This is a genomic window from Coleofasciculus sp. H7-2, from assembly GCF_042747725.1.
Taxonomy (GTDB): Bacteria; Cyanobacteriota; Cyanobacteriia; order Cyanobacteriales; family FACHB-T130; genus FACHB-T130.
Window position 1 is genome coordinate 44,764 of the sequence record NZ_JBHZGO010000110.1, and the last position, 19,086, is coordinate 63,849.

Genomic DNA, 19,086 nt, shown 5'->3' on the forward strand with positions numbered 1-19,086 from the left:
GGATGTTTTATATGCCCTTACAAGATATTCTGCATACATCCTGTCAATATTATTACAATTTGTCACAATCAGGAATATGCAGAAACTCGGTTTATTTTTAATTGTTTTCTCTTTCCTGCCTTGGGTGGCAATCCTCTTAGTAGTGCCCTTGCTACCGTTAGCGATCGCCCAAAAAGCCTTATTAGTTCCCATTCTTGCGGTTGTGGCAGAAATTGTCTTTGGGGTAGGTTTGGTGCTAGTGGGAAAAGAAGCCGCAACCAAATATCGGCGTTACTTGAATCCGGGCGCGATTTGGAAGAAGTTTAAAAAATTGATCCGCCCAAAGAAGAGATCAAATTGACCTTTTTTGCGGTATCTGTGTAGAGACGCAATTAATCGCATCTGGAGAAAGCGTTTTAGGCGTTATCCGTAAGAACTTTGAGGCGAATGGTGCGATCGCCTTCATCATCCAGACTCACCTCCACAACTTCACCAGCAAGGCGTTCCAGACAAGAAAGGAGCGATCGCAAATGAGGACTACTTGCGCCAGTGTCCACATACAGCCTATCCGTCAGGCTGCCCAGCCGCTTCCAGGTCATGTAAAATTTAGCAATCGTCTGTTCCAGCTGCGCCGCCTGCTTCACCATATCGGCGGCGGTATTCAAACAACCCAGACGCAAAGCTTCCTCTAGCGCCATTTCCACGTCAATCGAGGTGCGCTCAATTGCCTGGACTTGGGCGGCAGCGTCTAGGTACTTAGATAAATTCCGGGCATCTGATGTTACTTGTTTAACCGTATCGACATCGGGGTTCTCGGCGACTTCTTCTTGCAGGGCGCTGATGTGAGATTCTGGTAATTTCTCCATTTCCCGCACCAGAGGAGACAGATATCGAGGGGGAAGAGAACCCGCAGCTGCCTTTTCCTTGACTTCATTTGGCAGCAACTCTGAATTCATTGCTGTCCACTCGTCGGAGAGTTGCCGCACTTCGCGCCTGGTAATGCGATCGCCTTTATTTGCCGCATCTGTCACCAGTTGTTGGATTTCTGGGGAAGCCTTAGAGGTTTCGATGAAGGCGCGTTTGCTGAAGCTACGAATCGCATCCGGGTCAAGATGTCCCTGCTCTAAGAGGGTATCAGCACTATTTGCCAGTTGAATTAAGGAATACGCCTGACTTTTGCTAATTTCCCGTTCTTTGAGCCAATTGAGAAATCCCGTACCGCGTCCGTCACCGCCTTGTTTTTCTCGATCTCGCACCACCCGCAAAATCCGCCCCCGCCAGATTTCCGTCTGCAAGTCGAAGCGATCGCACACCAGCCAAGCATTATCTACCAGCTGCTGAAACTCAAACTCTGGAATCTGCTCATCCTCTGGATCGGGCAGATCGAAATTTAGATCGACTGGGTTCTGAAGGGCAGCAGCAAGTTCGCTGGGAGATTCGGGTGATTGCACCATTAGTAGCGCTCAAAGGGGGGCGATCGCCTTATTATGGCACAACCCGTAGCCGAAGACTCCTTAACACAAAAGCGCGAACTGACTCTTTCTGCGCTTCGCTATCGCTGCAACGTTAAAATATAAGCCAAAGCTTACAGAGGTAAATATGTCAACTATCACCGACATCGGGACATTAATTGTGCGTACTCCAGAAACCTGTGGAGGTCGTCCGCGAATTGCCGGAAGGAGAGTTTCTGTTCAAGCAATTGCCGTTTTGTACAAACAGGGTATGAGTCCAGAGGAGATTGCCGAGGAGTTTGAGTTTGTGACCCTAGCACAGATATATGCAGCTTTGGCATATTATCACGCCAACAAAGATGAAATAGAGGCATATCTAGCAGAGGAAAAAGCCGAGTATGAACGTTTAGAAGCAGAATATATCGCAGGTAAGCTGAAGTGAGTCAGATTCGTTTATATCTGGATGAAGATATGATTAGGCGAGCTTTGATACAGGCTCTGCGAAATGCTGATATAGACGTAGTGACAACTTCAGAAGTTAATAATCTTAGTTGTACAGATGAGCAACAGCTAATCTGGGCAACAGCGCAAAACCGCGTTATTTACAGCTTTAATATGAGAGATTTCTGCCGGTTACATCAAACTTACATGGAACAAGGTATTGAGCATTCAGGAATTATTGTTGCGGAACGTCAGAGTTACTCTGTAGGCGAACAGTTACGGGGAATCGTGAAGTTAATGGCTATTAAGTCAGCCGAGGAAATGAGAAACCAACTGGTGTTCCTGGGCGCTTACATTAGAGCTGAATAGCAGCTTGAACTCGACTCTGGTGATAGCGATCGCTATCTTATTAGCTTTAGCATAATTCAACCAGAGCGATCGCTTACAGCAAAATTCGCTCAATTGCTGGTGTTGTATCTATAGCTAAGATTCTGGCGTCTGTTTTGATTCTTCAACCGGAGGTGTGGGGGAACCTTGAGAAATCACGGTAGCACCTCGATATTTTAATCCCGATGTTGGTTGAGGCAAAGGAATGTTTTCTGATTTACGGAGTTTACAAACCTGACCCCGGTATTTTCCTGTAACTTCAACTTCTGCTACTTCAACTGTTGGAGGGGTGGAGTCGTAGTTAACCCCGCGATAGCTGAGTTGAGTCTTGTTGTCTTCCTGAAACTCAACTTGAGGTTGAGCTTCAGGTTCAACTACAGGCTGACATTGCTGCAAGAGTCGTCTCGCGCTTAGCAGTCCAAGAAATAGCAGCAATAGCTGAATTTGCCAAGGCGCTACAACCAAACTTACAAATAAGCCAACAATAGAAATTGCGGCGGCGAGATAGGAAATTTCGTCAGCAGAATTTTGAAGTATATAGACAGCTACCAAGACCATTGCCAGTGGCATGAGGAAAAATAAAGGCATATTTATCATCCCTGAAATCGCCTCTGAAACTAAATTGGGAAGTGTATTTAAAAATATAGGATAGCTGGTGCCAATTAGCGTACTACTCGCGGATTAATACGCCTCATCCTTTTGGTTGAAGAGTTTAATCCTAAATAGGTCGTATTCAAGAACTGGCTGATGTTCCAAGCCAGAGAAGAAACTATCATAACTGACGGGAATGCGATCGCAACCTAACAATGCAGCGACACATCTCTCTCATCGCTTGCCTTTGGTGGCGGCGCGGACTTTGTTTATATCGCTAGTAGAGGCGGTATCTTTCCGCCCCTACTGGAATTTGGCATCAAATGGACAATACTTAGGGGAATTTTACTGCTAAAAACGATACAAAGATTCTGATTTTAGAAAGTCCGTATCGCGCATAAACTCAAGAATCTCTGATGCGATCGCATCTGCATGACTTCCCGCCGCATCATGACCGCAGTCGGGGATAATCTTAAACTTAGAATCAGGCATACAGGCGTGTAATTTTTCGCCATCGGTAACGGGAAACCATTGATCTTGTGCGCCCCAGAGAATCAGAGTCGGACACGCGATCGCATTCAGGTTATCTTGTACGTTACGAATTAAATTCGGTTCATTCTTTACCAAGCGCTGAATTTCTTGCGCCGCGTGTTGTAAATCCTCGGCAGTTTTCGTCAAAGCATTGGGAAATTCAACATACGGATAAGTAATCCAGTAAACTTCTTCGGGTGTGATCTGTGTCCAATCAACGACAACTTCCCGACGCCCGAAGGCTACAATTTGCCACAGTAGCGGTGCAAACAGTTGGGTCACGCGCAACTTATCCGCTATCTTAACTAAATCTAACGGCAAATCTGCTAATAATTGCATCCCCCAAAATGGCAATCGTTTGAGGAAAATCGGTACATTGATTACAACTAATCGGGCGAACAAATCTGGATGCGCTTGGGCAGTGGCAAGTGTCACTAACGCCCCCAAAGATTGGGCTACGACAACAGCCGGTTCATCGCATAATGTTCGCACGATCTGCTCTAGTTCAAGTGCTTGATGACCGAGTATTTCCGGGTGTAGTGGCATCTCGGAAAAACCGTGTCCTTTCGCATCGAAACAGATGACGCGAAAATGTTGCGACAGCGGCTCGATCGCGTTACGCCAATTGTAGCTCCAACTCGCCACTCCATGCACTAAAAATAGCGGTTTACCCGTACCTTTTTCGCCATAAGCAATTTTTACCGGATTCCCGTTAGCATCAGAAATTGTTATAGTTTGACGCCCGTTTGGAAATGTGGCTTCCCACCAGTCTTTCTTACTCATCTGTTGTACAATGCCCTTGAGAATCGAATTCCAGGGTTAGCCAAGAAACTTTGCTTGCAAGCAATTAAAAATACCTGATTGGAAAGGAGAACTGGATTAAAGTTTTTAATTTTTAATTTTTAATTGTTTATAGCTTGCCACAGCAGATTCAGGATAAAAATACTTAAAGCAGCGATGCCAATCACAAAGAGCATCAACCCACCCAACAGCAGAATGATAAACCACCAGTCTGCCCTTTGACTCTGCCGAGGAGAAGCTAGATGAGCTTCTAGCAGCACCATGTTTTTGGCATTTGCTTTCCAGGTAGCGTCAAAGAAATCCCCTAACAGCGGCACAGTACCAACTAAAGTCTCAAAAAGAATATTTAGCACCATTCGCACCAAAGCTTCTCGCGGTAGTCCCAGCAGCGCTGCTTCCAGCACGATATAGGCTGAAAAGGCACTTCCTAGTATATCTCCGCCACCAGGGAGAAGTCCAAGTAGGGGATCGATGCCAACGCGGTAGGAGGTTCCCGGAATTGCGATCGCATTATCCAGAAGATAACTAAGCGATCGCAGGCGCTTAATTCTAGCTGACTTGGCGTCTGCCGATCTTATCGGAGGCTTGGGAGGAGGCTGAGACATCAGAATCGATGATGGGGTATTGGGTAGCAGGTAGTGAAAAAAATCGTTACCACCGACTACTGACGGACAAGGAACAAAGCTTCTTCTTGCTGTTGGAATCAGTGTTCAACACCTCAAACCCATCCCTTCCGGGGGTGCGGAAGACATTTCTTGTTCCACAGCCGTTAGCGTTGTCAGCGTTGAGATAGGAGTCGCAATCTGTTCGATTTGAGTCAACAGGGTTTGCGCTTGTGTATCTCCCTTGTCAGCCAGATAATTGAGGTAGAGCTTGAGTTCGTCGGCAAGGGCGGTGGGAATGTACATGGCTACCACTCCGTCTTCCGGTGTGAGCTTCTCTTATGCATCATAGCTTCGTCGGGCGCTAGAGTTAAGTCTCGATCGTTGCCAGTTAACAAGTTGCCAGTTAAATATTTAAACTAACCTTAAATCTTTCCACCTTCAACCTGCAATTTTATATCCCCAAAGACAGTTGACATTCATCAAGGCATTTGGTAGCTGGTATCAGTAGATTGAGATTGTTTACTAGACGACAGACAGCCTAGAAGAACTCGCTAGAATTAAGAATAGAGGATTTCAAAATTTACCCTCTTTTCACTGTTTCATTTGATCGTGTTGAGTTTGCAATTATCTTTTTATGGAATTAAGTAGCCAGTCCTCCAACTCTTCTGACCAACCTCCTCCGCATAGGTGGGCAGAGTTTCTGGGAACTGCAATTGCTTTGTTGACTTTGACTTTACCTGTGTTTGCGATCGCTCACTACTCTCCAAGCCGCGCTGAAGGCTTGCAGCAGCAAACCAGCTATTCAATCCCGTTACCCGAAGATTGACCTTCAGGATACAACAAATGGATGTAGCGTAATCCTTGAATCTGGGCTGCCAGAGATTCTGTGTTGACCTTCTTCCCGTAGAATGCTCACAAGGGCTATCTGAAAGGATGAAGGAAGAAGGAGGAATATCTTAATTCCTCCTTCAACAACGGGTGCGATTCGTAGCGGCTGTAAAGTAACTACGTTAAGGCTCAAGAGCCTTCAGCCTGACATCAGGACACCCCCAATACTTTGTGTTGCTTGGAGAAACGTCTTGGATTTAACACGCATTCCTGCTCAACCCAAACCAGGTCTAATTAACGTCCTGATTGAAATACCTGCTGGTAGCAAAAATAAGTACGAGTACGATAAGGATTTACAAGCTTTTGCCCTAGATCGGGTGCTTTATTCTTCGGTGCAGTACCCCTATGACTACGGCTTTGTACCCAACACCCTAGCAGATGATGGCGATCCCCTGGATGGCATGGTGTTGATCGATGAGCCAACATTTCCGGGATGTGTCATTCAAGCGCGACCTATCGGAATGTTAGAGATGATTGACGGGGGAGATCGGGACGAAAAAATTCTGTGCGTTCCCGACAAAGATCCGCGCTACGCCCAAGTCAAATCTCTCAAAGACCTGGCACCACACCGACTGGACGAAATCGCGGAATTTTTCAAAACCTACAAAAATTTAGAGAAGAAGGTCACGGAAATTCTCGGTTGGCAAGATGTCGATCAAGTGATGCCATTGGTGGAACAATGCATTAAAGCTGGTAGCAAAAAGAGTAGAGATAGCAGCGCTACGTGAGCGAACGAGGGAAAAATTGAGGGATGAAGTGGTTTGAGAACGTTAGAATCAGCTTTAGCTGAGAAAACTTTTCATGCGCCAAACCCTAGTGCTGATAGATACAACATGAGGAAAGTGCAGGCATCGCAGGAGAAGCAATCAGCGCCTTGCACTTTCTCAACGGTGTTAATAACCTTTCTTGTATGCAGCGATCGCTTCTTCTCTCGAAAATTCATAGTTGCACGCTTACTAGGGCAAATCTCGACTATGTAGGGAGTATCAGTATTGATAGAACCCTATTGGATGCCGCCGGTATACTACCTTATGAACAGGTACAAGTTGTTAATGTCTCGAATGGAGAGCGCTTGATTACCTATGCGATCGCCGCACCGGCAAATTCAGGGGCAGTCGAACTCAATGGTGCAGCGGCTCGTTTGGGAATGAAGGGCGATCGCTTAATCATCATGACCTACGGACAATTTAGCCCAGAAGAACTAAAAACTTATCATCCTAAAGTTGTTCTCGTAGACGCGCAAAATCGGTTAATAGAAGTCCGCCGCTACGACGAACTGCTAAGCGTGCAGCTAACTTCTTGAGCGAATATATGTCTTCAAAAGAACCAGCGGCACCAAATCCTCAAATCTCCAATCCCACAGCGAGTCAGTCAACCCACGCTGACGCCGAGTTTGTGGTGCAGTTTTGGGGTGTGCGGGGCAAAATTCCTGCCGCTGGGAAGGAGACGCTTCGCTACGGCGGCAATACCCCCTGTGTGGAAATGCGGATAGGCTGCAAACGATTAATTTTTGATGGCGGTACCGGCTTGCGGTTACTGGGTAATCAATTACTCCGCCAAATGCCGGTGGAAGCTTACATATTCTTTACCGACTCCCAAAGCGATCGCATTCAAGGCGTTCCTTTTTTCGTTCCTGCCTTTATTAAGGGCAATTGTTTTCATATTTATGGGGCAGCCGGGTCTAATGGAGCATCGATTAAACAAAGTCTCAGCGACCAGATGACGCCTCCGAATTTTCCAGTCCCCATACAGGTGATGCAATCAGAACTACAGTTCTATGACCTGACTCCCGGCGAGACGGTCGCGGTAGACGATATCGCGATTGAAACCTGCTCAACCAACAATTCCCTGGGGACAGTAGGCTACCGAGTCACCTGGCAGGGACACACGGCTGTTTACGCTACGGGTGCAGACAACGATCCGGACGTCCTAGATGAAAAGCTGCTGCACTTAGCCCGTGGAGCCGATTTACTCATTTGCAATGCGACTTCCCCTGAACTAGACAAAGGTTCGGGGCTAAAAGGCAAGTCTTCTCACGCGGGTGACTTTGCTGTTGAACCCTGCGAAAATCCCTTCTGGCAAACCTGCATCAAGGCGGCTGATGCGGCTAACGTCAAAAAATTGGTGATGTTTAGCTACGAACCAGAATACGACGATGATTTTCTCGACCAAGTGGAAGGGCAAATCCAGTTGGTGTTTCCGAATGGATTACTCGCCCGTGAAGGAATGATTTTAACCGTTGGGTAATCGGGAATGAGAGTTTTGAGTTTTGAGTGAGAAAAGAGTTCTTGAATTCAAAACTCAAAATATTTTACTAATTCTTTCGACTAAGCTGTTCCACATTTAATTGGCATACTAGAAAAAAATCAAAGTGCTTGCTTTAGACTGGATTTGATCATTTTTAATGCAAGCATTTTTAATTGCTTACCGACTACTGAAGACCGAAGAACTTAAAGAAGAAATCACTTGACTAATTTCCTGTAGTTTCTGAGCAACTTGACCGCTGCACAATAAGGTTTCTGCCTGAGTCAAACCGGATGATAAATCTGGGGCGAGACCGCAATGCCACAGGTAAAAACCACCGTTCCAGATGGCTGCTTGCATAAGTTCGCTCTTGTTACCTTGCAGCACTGCTTGCATTTCTTGTACCAGCTCATCTGTGGAGTTTAAAGAGACTTCCTTGCCCTCAAAGCCGTAGTCACGGGGATGAAGCAGGAGGCGTTGCGGAGGGCAACCGGGTTGCCAAGTTCCAATAATCGCAGTGCGATCGCGCGGTAAATCGCAGCTACCTTCTAATCCCTTCACTGCTGTGAAATACTGGGGATTGCCTCGCAATGCCGAAGCGTCTTGAAACATCCCTTCGGTGGGAGGATGGACAAACCCCGCTACAATGTGAGCTTTCCCCGCGTAGGGACACCACATTAACTCCATCGTCGCAAAGGGGGGACGTTTGCCAATTTGGTCGCGGTAGGGAACCAGTCCCGCCGCCTGGGGGAAATGCTTGGGCAAATAAACAAACCCTAGTTGGGTCGCCTCAAAGACCTGCTGGACGAGAGGTAAGGATAACTCAGCCCAATTGACGCCCAATCCCTGCCAAATCTCAATCAGTGGCAAGCCTTCCTTGGTAGGCATCCGGTCGCCTCCGTGCATCACCACCGCCTGTCGGGCCGTTGCCAGGATTAAAGCGGTCAATGGCGATATGGGTGCCGTGCGCGATCGCCCATCGTAGGGCGTCCCCAGAACGATTACCGGGCGTTCTGAGTCGATGGGTTGCAGTTTTTGCCCTAGTCCGTCGTAGGCGTCTAACATCCCTGCCAATTCTTCGCCTGTGGGACGCTTAATCCGATGGGCGATCATAAATGCCCCAATCTGCGCTGGTGTTGCTTCCTGTAGTAGCATCATCCGCGTCGCCTCCTCGGCTTCGGAGCGACTTATATTTTCGCCCGTGTGGACGCCACTACCCACTTTTCGCAGAATTTCCCTGAACTCATTACTCATAGTATTTTGTAGTAGTCAGTAGTCGTCAGTTTTTTGCTAATGGCTAATTATCAAAAGACTTTTTTTGCAATTAGCCATTAGTTAAGAGGTACAGAGGCATCCGAGCAGATTACAGTGTTGTCAATCGCTGCTTCTAATTGCATCGGTACTAAGTCGCGTACCATCTGGCAAAAGTGCTGAATGGGGGGAATGAGCAAGCGATCGCGCGTTGTCACCATCACCACCTGACGAGACAAGCTGGGATCTGCCAGCGAGTCGGCTAAGTTTGCCGTCCCCGGCGCTGGTGTGGAATCAATGACTCGAATCGCCAGCGTTGCATCCTGGCGAGCATCTACCAAAGCTGACTGGGGCAAAAGAGCAATCAATTCTCCCTGCCGCACGACACCGCGAAAGGCATCAAGCGTATTTAACTCCATCACCGCTTGGAGATTAGCACCTTGCCGCAAAAATCGCTCTTGTACCAGGCGTTGCATCCCGTACCCATCCTTAAACACCACTTGCGGATAGTGAACGAGTTCTGACCAGGGCACCTGTTTGAACTTGGTCAGCGGATGATTTGCCGCCATCAAGATTTCGATGGGTTCATTGTATAAGACATCGACCACCATATCCGGGCTAGCCGTTAAAAAGCGGTTATTCATCACGATCGCGACATCAACCATTCCGTCTCGCAGAACTTTGAGGGCGCGATCGCTTCCCAACGATGTCACCCGCAGCTGCACCGCCGGGTAATCTCGGCAAAACTGCTGTAACACCGGCGGCAAGTATTGGGCGCAAACCGAATGAATCGCTGCCACACACAGTTCTGGTTGCTTCCCTGCCAACAAGTCTGCTAATTCTTGCGTGGCTTGTTGCCACTCCTGACAAATTTTGCGGGCGCGGGGCAAAAAGCGATCGCCCCCAACTGTTAGCTTTGCCTGAGCCGTGCGATGAAACAGGGAAATACCTAGATCCGTTTCCAGAGACTGGATTTGCCTGCTAATAGTGGACTGAGTGAACCCGCACTTTCGCGCCGCTTGCTGAAAGCTGCCGGTTTCAGCAACTGCTAGAAAGGCTTGCAACTGCTCTAGTCGCATGATATGTAGCCTAAATTACATTTAAAGCCGATGAAATGAATTTAGCGGATTTGCTTAACTGTTTTGGTAGGGCTTGATACAGCAGCTCGCTCAGGGTGGCACAGATGGGTTTTACCAACAGCATCAACGGGATAAACCGTTGGAAATATAGCAATTATCGATTGGGTGCAATACATCTTACATCTGTAGGGGCATGGCAATCAAAAAGCCCCTACTGAACGTTAGAACTGCCATATATTCCACCCAACTCTTGAAACGCTATAAATACCATGTCTGCAACCGTACACTCATTTTTGATGCGATGCCTACGGCGATCGCATCAAAATAAGCGATCAAAAAGATATCCCTTACCAGTCTCTGATGAATCAGCATGAAGAAACAACCGTCGCTCCTAGTAGCCAGCCGAAACCACTACAACTTGCAACTTTTAGCACAATTCTTAACCCAGGAAGGATACCCGCTCCTCACAGCTAACAGTTTAGAGGAGTTCGAGCAAGCTTTGAGGCAACCGACACAAATCAGTCTTGCCTTAGTAGATATCTCTAGTCTCGACAGTCGGATTTGGGAATGGCTGCGACAAGAGGCAATCCCAATTCTGATGCTTTCTAATCAGGCTGACTCAGCAGACTGGCAATTTACGTTGATCGCTGGCGCTGGGGACTATCAGATCAAACCCGTCAGTAAGGGAGAACTGCTGACACGAATCAGTTCGATTTTGAAACACAAATCCAAGTTTGAGCTTGGGAAAGCCCGCGACAAGGGGCTATTAAAAGTGACACCACATCTACAGAAGTTTCCCCAAGTGTTAGATGATTTGGTTTTTAGAGACGCCCTAACAGGAATTGCCAACCGCCATCATTTTGAGGAAATTTTGGAACGGGAATGGAGACGTGCTGCCAGAGAGGCAAGGTTTCTGTCGTTGATTACGATCGATCTCGATTTTTTCAAAGCTTTTAACCATACCTACGGACTTCAGCGAGGCGATTATTGTCTGCGAGAAGTCGCAAAAGCTCTAAGTGCTGCTGTGAAAAGATGTGGAGACGTTGTCGCCCGATATGGTGGTGAAGAATTTGTGACACTTCTCCCCGATACAAATCGCTCTGGGGCGATTGTCGTGGCAGAAGCGATGCGTTTAAATGTGGCAGCTTTAAACATTTCCTACGCTAATTCCCCGATTAGCGATCGCGTGACTATCAGTTTAGGAGTTGCCACGTTGATTCCTGAGAGAAATTCCACCCCCCAAGTCTTGATTGCTGAGGCGCAAAGGGCGCTATCTGTAGCAAAAGAGGAAGGACGCGATCGCTTTAAAATCCATCCAATTTCAGGCGAACCGCAGGATATAAATAACTGAATATTTAATCATTGTGAGCCATATCACGGCACCTTTGACTAAATTACGGTACCACTAAAGAGAAGCCAAAAAAAAAGGGGAAATTTGAAGGAGCAACCGTTGATTTTGGCGGCAGCTCGAAACCAGCGCCACCTGGAACTTGTGGCTCAATTCCTCGGCAAAGAAGGAAATTCTGTCGAAAGTGCTAACTGTTTAGAAGCGCTCGATTTAGCCCTGACCGAGCCAAAAGCAATCGGTTTGGCGCTGATGGACAGGGACGGTTTTTACCGGCGTGTTTGGGAACGCTGCAAACGAATTCGGGATCGGCAAATACCCTTTCTACTACTCTTGCCTAAGCAAAGCGCCGCTATTGAGCAGCCTAGCCTAGCTCGCGGAACGCAGAGTACATTAGTTAAACCGCTAGTTGTCAAAAAGTTTCTGGGGATCGTTCGCAGTCTACAAAGAGATTAAGTATGAGCCGGATTTTGTTGCTTGTAGAGCAAAAAGAAAACCGCCGCCTGCTCTCAGAGTGGCTTGCTGGGCATCACGAGATATTGCTACCCGACGGAGAGAAGAGAGGGAGAGGGAGCAGGAGAGAAATCTTACTCAGTCCTCAGTCTTGTAGAGACGCGATAAATCAGCGTCTCTTCAGTCCTCAGCAGGAACGGGATCTCCCCGCCCTGACTGCGCTCAGCGCTCAGCACGGGCATGGTACTGTTCTGCCCCTACCGCTCAGTCCTCAGTCCTTAATCCTCAACACTCCTTTTGACCTGTGCATCTTAGATGGTTTGGCTCTAAAGCAGTTTTGGGAACAGGTGCAAGCTAGAAAAGCGGCTGAATTACCAGTTTTTCTACCGTTTCTGTTAATCGTTCCTCGTCAGGATGTGGGGTTGATGACTCGACACCTGTGGAAGAGTGTTGATGAGTTAGTCACAATCCCCATCGAGAAGATAGAATTGCAGACGCGAGTGGTGATTTTGTTGCGGACGCGACAACTCTCGTTGGATCTCAAACAGCGCAATGCTGAGTTAAAGGAGACAAACGAGCGATCGCAACAGGAAATTGTTAAGCATCAACAAGCAGAAGCCCAACTCCGGCAAAGCGAAGAAAAATTTCGGAAGTTTCTAGAAGCAGCACCAGACGCGATCGCAATTGTTGGCAAAGGCGATCGCATCGTTCTCGTTAACACTCAAACTGAGAAAATGTTTGGCTATGAGCGCGATGAATTGCTTGGGAATACCCTGGAGATGTTGCTACCCGATTACATCCGTCGCGTACACGATAAAGAACGCACCGACTCTTGTGAACCTCAAGTACCACCGATGGGAGTGGGTATTGAGCTGTTTGCCCGATGCAAGGATGGCAGTGAGTTCCCCGTAGATGTCAGCCTCAGCCACATTGAAACCCCCCAAGGATTTCTCGTCACTAGCATTATCCGCAACATCACCGTTCGCAAGCAAGCAGAAGAAGAAATTCACAAGGCGTTGGAACAAGAGCGACAATTGGGTGAATTGAAATCTCGCTTTGTCTCAATGGTTTCCCACGAATTCCGCAATCCGCTGACAGCGATTTCTCTTTCTGCCCATATGTTAGAACATTGCTCTAATGAATGGTCTCCGGAGAAAAAAAGCAAATATTTGCTGCGGATTAAAGACATCGTTAGAAATATGACCGATCTGTTAGAAGATGTGCTTTTAATCGGCAGAACAGATGCAGGGAAAGCAGAATTTAACCCAGTCTCCCTCGATCTAACAGAATTCTGCCGCAATTTGGTAGAAGAAATCCAAATGAGTGCTAGCAATCAGCACGCTCTCAACTTTGTCAGCAATCAAACACAATTCAAGCCGGAAAGGTTAAATATTGAAGATTACTCTCTTCAATCTTCTAATCTAGAATTTTTAACCATCCCTGAAAATGAATCCGAGACTATCGTTTTTATGGATGAAAAACTGCTGCGACAAATTCTTAATAATTTGTTATCAAATGCAATTAAATATTCTCCTCAAGGCGGCATCATTCATTTTGGCTTGATTTGTCAGAATAAAGAGGCTATTTTTCAAATTCGAGATGAAGGAATTGGCATTCCTCCAGCAGATTTAGCACGACTCTTTGAAACATTTCATCGCGCAAAAAATGTTGGCAAAATTCCCGGAACTGGCTTAGGACTGGCGATTGTCAAAAGGTGCGTAGAAATACACGGAGGCAAGATAGCGGTGGATAGTCAAGTTGGGGTAGGAACGACTTTTACCGTGACACTTCCGTGTTATTAGTTAATAGTTACTAGTCACTAGCTAGTGACTAATGACTATTAACTAATAACTATTAACTGTCCATTCTTTTAAAGCGATCGCTACCCCTTGTTTTAATTCTGGGGTCAGATTTTCGTTGTTAGCGAGTTGCTTTAATTGCTGGTAAGCGACGGAAAATTTTTTCAGGGCAGCGATCGCGTGCAGTTTTACCCCCGCATCGGGATCTGCCAACAGCTCAATTAGCTGGCTGATCGCAATGGCATCTCCTAGCTGTCCCCATGCCATTGCCACCGCTTGTTTAACCTTGGGATTTTGAGCAGTTGGGCTTTCTGATTCGAGTGCCGTCACCAGAATTTTAGCGGCTGTTGGAACTAATTTTGGAGAATCCACTCGCCCTAAAACGGTGACAATTTCCTGCCATAGCACCGGAGACTCAACAGAAAGGGCTTGTTGCAAATACTCCAAGGCGGCTGCTGTTTGGGGGAGCGATCGCACGATGTCTACTTGCAAGCTAAGCGGCGTATTCGGGGATGAGAGTACCTGAAACAAGGCAGCGGCGGCTTCATCTGTCCCCAGTCTTCCAATCGCGATCGCACTCTGCTGGCAAACTTCCAAATTAAAGTCAAATAGCAGGGGTTGCAGCTGATTTACCAGATCCAATTCTTCTAGTAAATCGGAGCGCATCCCCAAGCCAATTACCGCTTCTTTTCTCACCTGTGCGGCTGGATCTTTCAAGGCATCCATCAATACTGGCGGAATCCGGCTGTCGTGAAAACTACCCAGTGCTTCAATTGCAGCGGCTCGAATTGGAGATTGAGGATCTTGAACCACGTTAAGTAGAGGCGCAATGGTCTCCGAACGGCGGATTTGGGCAAGCGATCGCACGGCTAACAGTCGTGTCTCTGACTCTGCTAATAATTCGGTCAAAGCTTCCACAGCAGGAGAGCCGATATTCGCTAAAGCAGCCGCCGCTGACACTGTGAGTTCTTCATCCTCAGATGTTTTCAGCAGCTCCACCAAGGCGGTGACGACAGCAGGATTGTCAAATTCTCCCAAGATGCGACCAGCAAACCAGCGCTCCTCCAGGTCGGCGTCTTCGTCTTTCAGGATGGAAATCAAAGGTGCGATCGCGCCTTCCCCTAGTTTGGGTAACACCTTCGCCACTTCCCACCGTTCCTGAAAATCCCCCGCGTCAAGTACATCTAAAGCCAGGTTCAGTAATTCCTCTAAGTAAGGCGAAACCTTAGAATCCTCTCCTCTTGCCGACTCCCCCTGCTTTACCTCTTCTTTTTTAAGTGGCAGTTGCTGCAAGCATTGGTTTAACAATGACCAGTTTTTTTGCTGTGCCGCAACAGTAGCCTGCTCTAAAATACTTAATAACATCATTTAAATCACTTTTACTCAATTTTTATCCGACACGCTTGACCCACACTAACTAGCCTTGAAAGACTATCCAAATCTCGGATGTGTAGGCTCCCTTTGAGTTCACGAAACCCAGCACTGGTGCAGTTTGTTGGGTTTCGTGAACTCAACCCAACCTACGATTTTTCAAGGGTTTCAAGAGTTTTGGATAGTCTTTCAGCTAACTAGCCTTGTTTCCTGAACCCGGATGCCTTTACACTTTACAAGCCAGTTTACCTAAACTCTAGGTGGGGATACTAGATTTGCCGATAAATCAGTATAGAAGCTGTGCTTGCTTTATTTTGACTAATAGAAACCTTTCTCAATCAAATCATAACTCATCGAAAAATGTGAATTAAGCATTGCTTTAATATATTAAATTTTATTGTTAACTATTATATAATTAGGTAGACATAATTCAACTCGCGCATCTGATGTAGAGAATGGTTGAGGAACGAAACCCAACGCATGACACGGGTTTGATGGGTAACGCTTATACTCTACCCATCCTACAAATAATTAGCTCCATCTACATAGTTATTAGCCAAAGCTTTAAATAAATATAGCAGTCCTATTTGATTGGTGACAAAAATTATTTTTAACGAACCGCCAAGAACGCCAAGAGCGCCAAGGAAGAGCAAAAGAGAGGCAAAAGAGAGAGTTCACAAATGATTTAGGATTGCTATACACGTTTTATGCAACTAAATAAGTTTATAAAATAACTGCCTCCTATCTACCTAAATAAAGGACAAATTTCTTGTCTTTGAGACATTCCCAAGTCGGCAACTAAACATTCTAGAGAGGACATAATGCTAACAACGATAGAGCTGCGCTGGTTTTATCGCGGCACAATCCCCACAGAGATTGAACGCTGGTTCAATCAAGATAGTCTCGGTGGACAGATGGAGTCACCAGAAGACCGAGAAGACTGGTATTTATACTTACCTAATAGTGATTACCTGGGTATCAAACTGCGGCAAGGAAAGCTGGAAATCAAGTGGCGTCAAACCGAATTAAAGGTGCTGCGTTTTGGAGATTTGGTTGAGGGTAAGGCAGAGAAATGGGCGAAGTGGATGTGTGAAGATCCGACTTCAAAATGCTTTATTCCCGCAGAGGTGGCGGGAAAAGAGTCGTGGATGGGTGTGAAGAAGGTGCGATCGCAGCGTGTTTACCAAGACTGTACCGTTGAACTCACTCAACTAGATATTAAGGGTAAAGATTGGTGGAGTCTAGCTTTTGAAGCTACGGGCGAAGATGACAAGCTAATGGATAATCTTGAAACGGTAGCCAGCCAAGTATTTCAAACTTACCAAGGTTCAAAGTTGCAAGGTAAGGATTCTTTTGCTTATCCTAGCTGGCTGTCTGTAGTTGGGGAGTAACGTCAACACTATTAACCTTGGAATCGTAACGCGACGATTGGCAGTAAGCTATTTTACGGCGTTCGTGGCGATTCAACATGGCAACGATTAACGATAACTACCTCAAACTCAAAGCTGGCTATCTATTTCCCGAAATTGCGCGAAGGGTGAATGCCTTCGCAGAGGCTAATGCTGACGCAAAAATTATAAGGCTGGGGATTGGCGATGTCACGGAACCTTTACCGGAAGCCTGTCGCACGGCGATGATTAAAGCTGTGGAGGAAATGGGCGATCGCGCTTCGTTCAAAGGCTATGGCCCAGAACAGGGTTATGCTTGGTTGCGGGAGACAATTGCCTCACATGACTTCCAGGCGCGGGGATGCGAAGTTGATGCTTCCGAAATCTTCATCTCCGACGGTTCTAAGTGCGATACGGGCAACATTCTCGATATATTTGGTGATGATAACGCGATCGCTGTCACCGATCCGGTTTATCCGGTGTATGTAGACACCAACGTGATGGCGGGACATACAGGCGCTGCTAACGATAAAGGCGAGTTTGGCGGTTTGGTGTATATACCCATCACCGCAGAGAACAACTTTACCGCCGAGATTCCCTCGCAGAAAGTTGACTTAATTTATCTCTGCTTCCCCAATAATCCTACAGGCGCAACTGCCACCAAGGAACACCTGAAGGCGTGGGTAGACTACGCCAAAGCTAATGGTTCCATTATCTTCTTTGATGCGGCTTACGAAGCTTTTATAACCGATCCAGCGCTTCCCCATTCCATCTACGAAATTGAAGGTGCAAGAGATTGTGCAATCGAGTTTCGCTCGTTTTCTAAGAATGCCGGATTTACTGGAACCCGCTGTGCGTTGACAGTAGTGCCGAAAACGCTTAAAGCAAAAGCCGCCGATGGTTCCGATGTGGAAGTATGGAAGCTGTGGAATCGCCGCCAGTCCACCAAATTTAATGGCGTGTCCTACATCGTGCAACGCGGCGCTGAGGCAGTTTATTCCGAGTCAGGACAGGCGCAAACGAAGGCGCTAGTCAACTTCTACATGGAAAATGCCAAAATTATCCGCGAACAACTGACGGCGGCTGGATTAGCAGTATATGGCGGCGTGAATGCGCCTTACGTCTGGGTGAAAACGCCTAATGGTTTATCGAGTTGGGATTTCTTCGATAAGTTGCTGCAAACTTGCAATGTTGTCGGTACTCCTGGTTCTGGTTTCGGTGCTGCGGGTGAAGGTTACTTCCGCATTTCGGCATTTAATAGTCGGGAAAATGTCGAAGAGGCGATGAAGCGAATTACTGAGAAGTTTAAGGTGTAAGTGTGAGAAGCCGCGCTTGTGGGACATACGCTACGCGATCGCTTTTGAGCATCAATTCTCGCTGCCTTGGTTAAACTCAATCTATAAGTCTAAAAGGTTGCGGTGGGATATTGCCCACCGCAACCCTAGCTTTAACCGCTAAGTAACAAGCAATCTTACGACCAAAGCGCCACTAAACTAATTGCTAAAATTCAAACTTGTTTGCAAGAAGGAACTCAATTAGGGTGGCTCTTCGATCCGACAGAACGAGTGATTATTGTGCTGTGGTCAGATACTCGGATGGCTTTGCTCAGAGATAGCGATCGCTTGCCTGTCCTACAGGATATCCCATTAGAATTGACGGTTGAGCAAGTGTTTGGCTGGTTACGGCGGGCAAGCTGAGGATATGTGAGCCTAAGTCTCAATTGTTGTCCTGGTAATGCTCACCCTGCGTAGCTATATTTGCATTCAGCATAAATCGAAGTAACTTCAAATGGTACAAACACCCAATAAAGCTTTGACTTTAGAAGAGTTTCTGGAGCTACCAGAAACTGAACCCGCCAGCGAGTACATTGACAGTCAAATTATTCAGAAGCCAATGCCGCAGGGAGAACATAGCACCATTCAAGGTGAGTTGATTATTACTATTAATGCTGTCGTTAAGCCCCAAAAAGTTGCACGGGCATTTCCAGAATTGCGGTGTACGTTTGGTGGACGGTCAATTGTGCCAGATGTAGCAGTATTTACCTGGGAGAGAATTCCCCGCAAAGAAAACGGCGGTGTAGCAAATGTATTTCAATCTGCTCCTGATTGGATAATTGAAATCTTATCTCCCGACCAAAGCGCTACGAAAGTCACGAAAAAAATTCTGCATTCTCTCAAATATAAAACACAAATGGGCTGGCTAATTGACCCAAATGAGCAGACGATTTTCGTTTATCAACCTAAGCAACAACCAGAGGTGTTTGACGAACCAGAACAGCAGCTTCCCGTTCCTTCATTTGCTAGCGAACTAAAGCTGAATGTAGGAGATGTATTTGGGTGGCTGTTAGAATAACAGTTTGTGAGGATGGGTGATGATAACCTGGAAATACCGTTCGCTAACCAACTAGGCACGTTGCAGGATTGCTTCGACTAACTGATTAGCGATCGCTTTAATAAATTGACGGGAAAATGCGATCGCTTTA

General features: G+C 46.7%; 23 protein-coding genes. 15 read left to right on the forward strand and 8 right to left on the reverse strand.

Going from position 1 to position 19,086, the window contains the following annotated elements:
- Positions 1–76 precede the first annotated feature (76 nt).
- The gene (locus tag ACFW2W_RS24695) at positions 77–340 is read left to right on the forward strand and encodes a transporter suffix domain-containing protein (protein ID WP_378184424.1); all 264 of its coding nucleotides are present in this window, start codon (positions 77–79) and stop codon (positions 338–340) included.
- A 55-nt stretch (positions 341–395) separates the two neighbouring features.
- Here the strand turns inward: ACFW2W_RS24695 and ACFW2W_RS24700 are convergent, their stop codons facing one another.
- Positions 396–1,433 carry a hypothetical protein gene (locus tag ACFW2W_RS24700; RefSeq protein ID WP_378184425.1) on the reverse strand — a complete coding sequence of 346 codons (1,038 nt, stop codon included), beginning with the start codon at positions 1,431–1,433 and terminating at the stop codon, positions 396–398.
- A 145-nt stretch (positions 1,434–1,578) separates the two neighbouring features.
- Between ACFW2W_RS24700 and ACFW2W_RS24705 the strand changes: the two genes are divergently transcribed.
- Positions 1,579–1,872, forward strand: coding sequence for a DUF433 domain-containing protein (locus ACFW2W_RS24705; protein WP_378184426.1), 294 nt, complete (start codon positions 1,579–1,581; stop codon positions 1,870–1,872).
- The gene (locus ACFW2W_RS24710) at positions 1,869–2,240 is read left to right on the forward strand and encodes a DUF5615 family PIN-like protein (protein WP_378184427.1); all 372 of its coding nucleotides are present in this window, start codon (positions 1,869–1,871) and stop codon (positions 2,238–2,240) included. The genes ACFW2W_RS24705 and ACFW2W_RS24710 overlap by 4 nt, the downstream gene beginning before the upstream one ends.
- A gap of 114 nt (positions 2,241–2,354) precedes the next feature.
- Here the strand turns inward: ACFW2W_RS24710 and ACFW2W_RS24715 are convergent, their stop codons facing one another.
- Entirely contained in the window at positions 2,355–2,846 is a 492-nt protein-coding gene (locus tag ACFW2W_RS24715) for a DUF4278 domain-containing protein (protein WP_378184428.1), read from the reverse strand.
- A 199-nt stretch (positions 2,847–3,045) separates the two neighbouring features.
- Here ACFW2W_RS24715 and ACFW2W_RS24720 point away from each other — a divergent pair, with 199 nt between their 5' ends.
- Positions 3,046–3,204, forward strand: a complete 159-nt coding sequence (locus ACFW2W_RS24720; RefSeq protein ID WP_378184429.1) for a hypothetical protein — start codon at positions 3,046–3,048, stop codon at positions 3,202–3,204.
- Here the strand turns inward: ACFW2W_RS24720 and ACFW2W_RS24725 are convergent.
- From ACFW2W_RS24725 to ACFW2W_RS24735, 3 genes are all read right to left on the reverse strand, one after another.
- The gene (locus tag ACFW2W_RS24725) at positions 3,201–4,163 is read right to left on the reverse strand and encodes an alpha/beta fold hydrolase (protein ID WP_378184430.1); all 963 of its coding nucleotides are present in this window, start codon (positions 4,161–4,163) and stop codon (positions 3,201–3,203) included. The genes ACFW2W_RS24720 and ACFW2W_RS24725 overlap by 4 nt on opposite strands.
- A gap of 119 nt (positions 4,164–4,282) precedes the next feature.
- Complete coding sequence (locus tag ACFW2W_RS24730; RefSeq protein ID WP_378184431.1) at positions 4,283–4,786, reverse strand: DUF4112 domain-containing protein; 504 nt, start codon at positions 4,784–4,786, stop codon at positions 4,283–4,285.
- 105 nt (positions 4,787–4,891) lie between these two features.
- Positions 4,892–5,089, reverse strand: coding sequence for a hypothetical protein (locus tag ACFW2W_RS24735; protein ID WP_378184432.1), 198 nt, complete (start codon positions 5,087–5,089; stop codon positions 4,892–4,894).
- Positions 5,090–5,420: 331 nt separating this feature from the next.
- Here ACFW2W_RS24735 and ACFW2W_RS24740 point away from each other — a divergent pair, with 331 nt between their 5' ends.
- From ACFW2W_RS24740 to ACFW2W_RS24755, 4 genes are all read left to right on the forward strand, one after another.
- Positions 5,421–5,612 carry a hypothetical protein gene (locus ACFW2W_RS24740; RefSeq protein WP_378184433.1) on the forward strand — a complete coding sequence of 64 codons (192 nt, stop codon included), beginning with the start codon at positions 5,421–5,423 and terminating at the stop codon, positions 5,610–5,612.
- Between the two features lie 253 nt (positions 5,613–5,865).
- A complete protein-coding gene (locus ACFW2W_RS24745) occupies positions 5,866–6,402 on the forward strand; it encodes an inorganic diphosphatase (RefSeq protein WP_378184434.1) in 537 nt (178 codons plus the stop codon).
- A 182-nt stretch (positions 6,403–6,584) separates the two neighbouring features.
- Positions 6,585–6,977 carry an aspartate 1-decarboxylase gene (gene panD / locus ACFW2W_RS24750; RefSeq protein WP_378184659.1) on the forward strand — a complete coding sequence of 131 codons (393 nt, stop codon included), beginning with the start codon at positions 6,585–6,587 and terminating at the stop codon, positions 6,975–6,977.
- A gap of 8 nt (positions 6,978–6,985) precedes the next feature.
- The gene (locus tag ACFW2W_RS24755; protein ID WP_378184435.1) at positions 6,986–7,921 is read left to right on the forward strand and encodes an MBL fold metallo-hydrolase; all 936 of its coding nucleotides are present in this window, start codon (positions 6,986–6,988) and stop codon (positions 7,919–7,921) included.
- A gap of 177 nt (positions 7,922–8,098) precedes the next feature.
- On the opposite strand, the gene ACFW2W_RS24760 is transcribed toward ACFW2W_RS24755, so the two are convergent.
- Both ACFW2W_RS24760 and ACFW2W_RS24765 read right to left on the reverse strand, forming a co-directional pair.
- On the reverse strand, positions 8,099–9,172 hold the full coding sequence (locus tag ACFW2W_RS24760) for an anthranilate phosphoribosyltransferase family protein (protein ID WP_378184436.1): 1,074 nt from the start codon (positions 9,170–9,172) through the stop codon (positions 8,099–8,101).
- A 77-nt stretch (positions 9,173–9,249) separates the two neighbouring features.
- Entirely contained in the window at positions 9,250–10,248 is a 999-nt protein-coding gene (locus ACFW2W_RS24765) for a LysR family transcriptional regulator (RefSeq protein ID WP_378184437.1), read from the reverse strand.
- A 370-nt stretch (positions 10,249–10,618) separates the two neighbouring features.
- Between ACFW2W_RS24765 and ACFW2W_RS24770 the strand changes: the two genes are divergently transcribed.
- The 3 genes from ACFW2W_RS24770 to ACFW2W_RS24780 all read left to right on the forward strand — a co-directional run bounded on the left by ACFW2W_RS24770 (position 10,619) and on the right by ACFW2W_RS24780 (position 13,848).
- The gene (locus ACFW2W_RS24770) at positions 10,619–11,599 is read left to right on the forward strand and encodes a diguanylate cyclase domain-containing protein (RefSeq protein ID WP_378184438.1); all 981 of its coding nucleotides are present in this window, start codon (positions 10,619–10,621) and stop codon (positions 11,597–11,599) included.
- Between the two features lie 84 nt (positions 11,600–11,683).
- Complete coding sequence (locus tag ACFW2W_RS24775; protein ID WP_378184439.1) at positions 11,684–12,049, forward strand: response regulator; 366 nt, start codon at positions 11,684–11,686, stop codon at positions 12,047–12,049.
- 2 nt (positions 12,050–12,051) lie between these two features.
- The gene (locus ACFW2W_RS24780) at positions 12,052–13,848 is read left to right on the forward strand and encodes an ATP-binding protein (protein WP_378184440.1); all 1,797 of its coding nucleotides are present in this window, start codon (positions 12,052–12,054) and stop codon (positions 13,846–13,848) included.
- Between the two features lie 42 nt (positions 13,849–13,890).
- Here the strand turns inward: ACFW2W_RS24780 and ACFW2W_RS24785 are convergent, their stop codons facing one another.
- Positions 13,891–15,213, reverse strand: coding sequence for a HEAT repeat domain-containing protein (locus tag ACFW2W_RS24785; RefSeq protein WP_378184441.1), 1,323 nt, complete (start codon positions 15,211–15,213; stop codon positions 13,891–13,893).
- An 824-nt stretch (positions 15,214–16,037) separates the two neighbouring features.
- Between ACFW2W_RS24785 and ACFW2W_RS24790 the strand changes: the two genes are divergently transcribed.
- From ACFW2W_RS24790 to ACFW2W_RS24805, 4 genes are all read left to right on the forward strand, one after another.
- A complete protein-coding gene (locus tag ACFW2W_RS24790; RefSeq protein ID WP_378184442.1) occupies positions 16,038–16,607 on the forward strand; it encodes a hypothetical protein in 570 nt (189 codons plus the stop codon).
- A 77-nt stretch (positions 16,608–16,684) separates the two neighbouring features.
- Positions 16,685–17,920 (forward strand): LL-diaminopimelate aminotransferase, encoded by a 1,236-nt coding sequence (locus tag ACFW2W_RS24795; protein WP_378184443.1) that lies wholly within the window; start codon positions 16,685–16,687, stop codon positions 17,918–17,920.
- A gap of 201 nt (positions 17,921–18,121) precedes the next feature.
- The gene (locus ACFW2W_RS24800; protein ID WP_378184444.1) at positions 18,122–18,301 is read left to right on the forward strand and encodes a hypothetical protein; all 180 of its coding nucleotides are present in this window, start codon (positions 18,122–18,124) and stop codon (positions 18,299–18,301) included.
- 91 nt (positions 18,302–18,392) lie between these two features.
- Positions 18,393–18,956 (forward strand): Uma2 family endonuclease, encoded by a 564-nt coding sequence (locus ACFW2W_RS24805; RefSeq protein ID WP_378184445.1) that lies wholly within the window; start codon positions 18,393–18,395, stop codon positions 18,954–18,956.
- Positions 18,957–19,086: the final 130 nt, after the last annotated feature.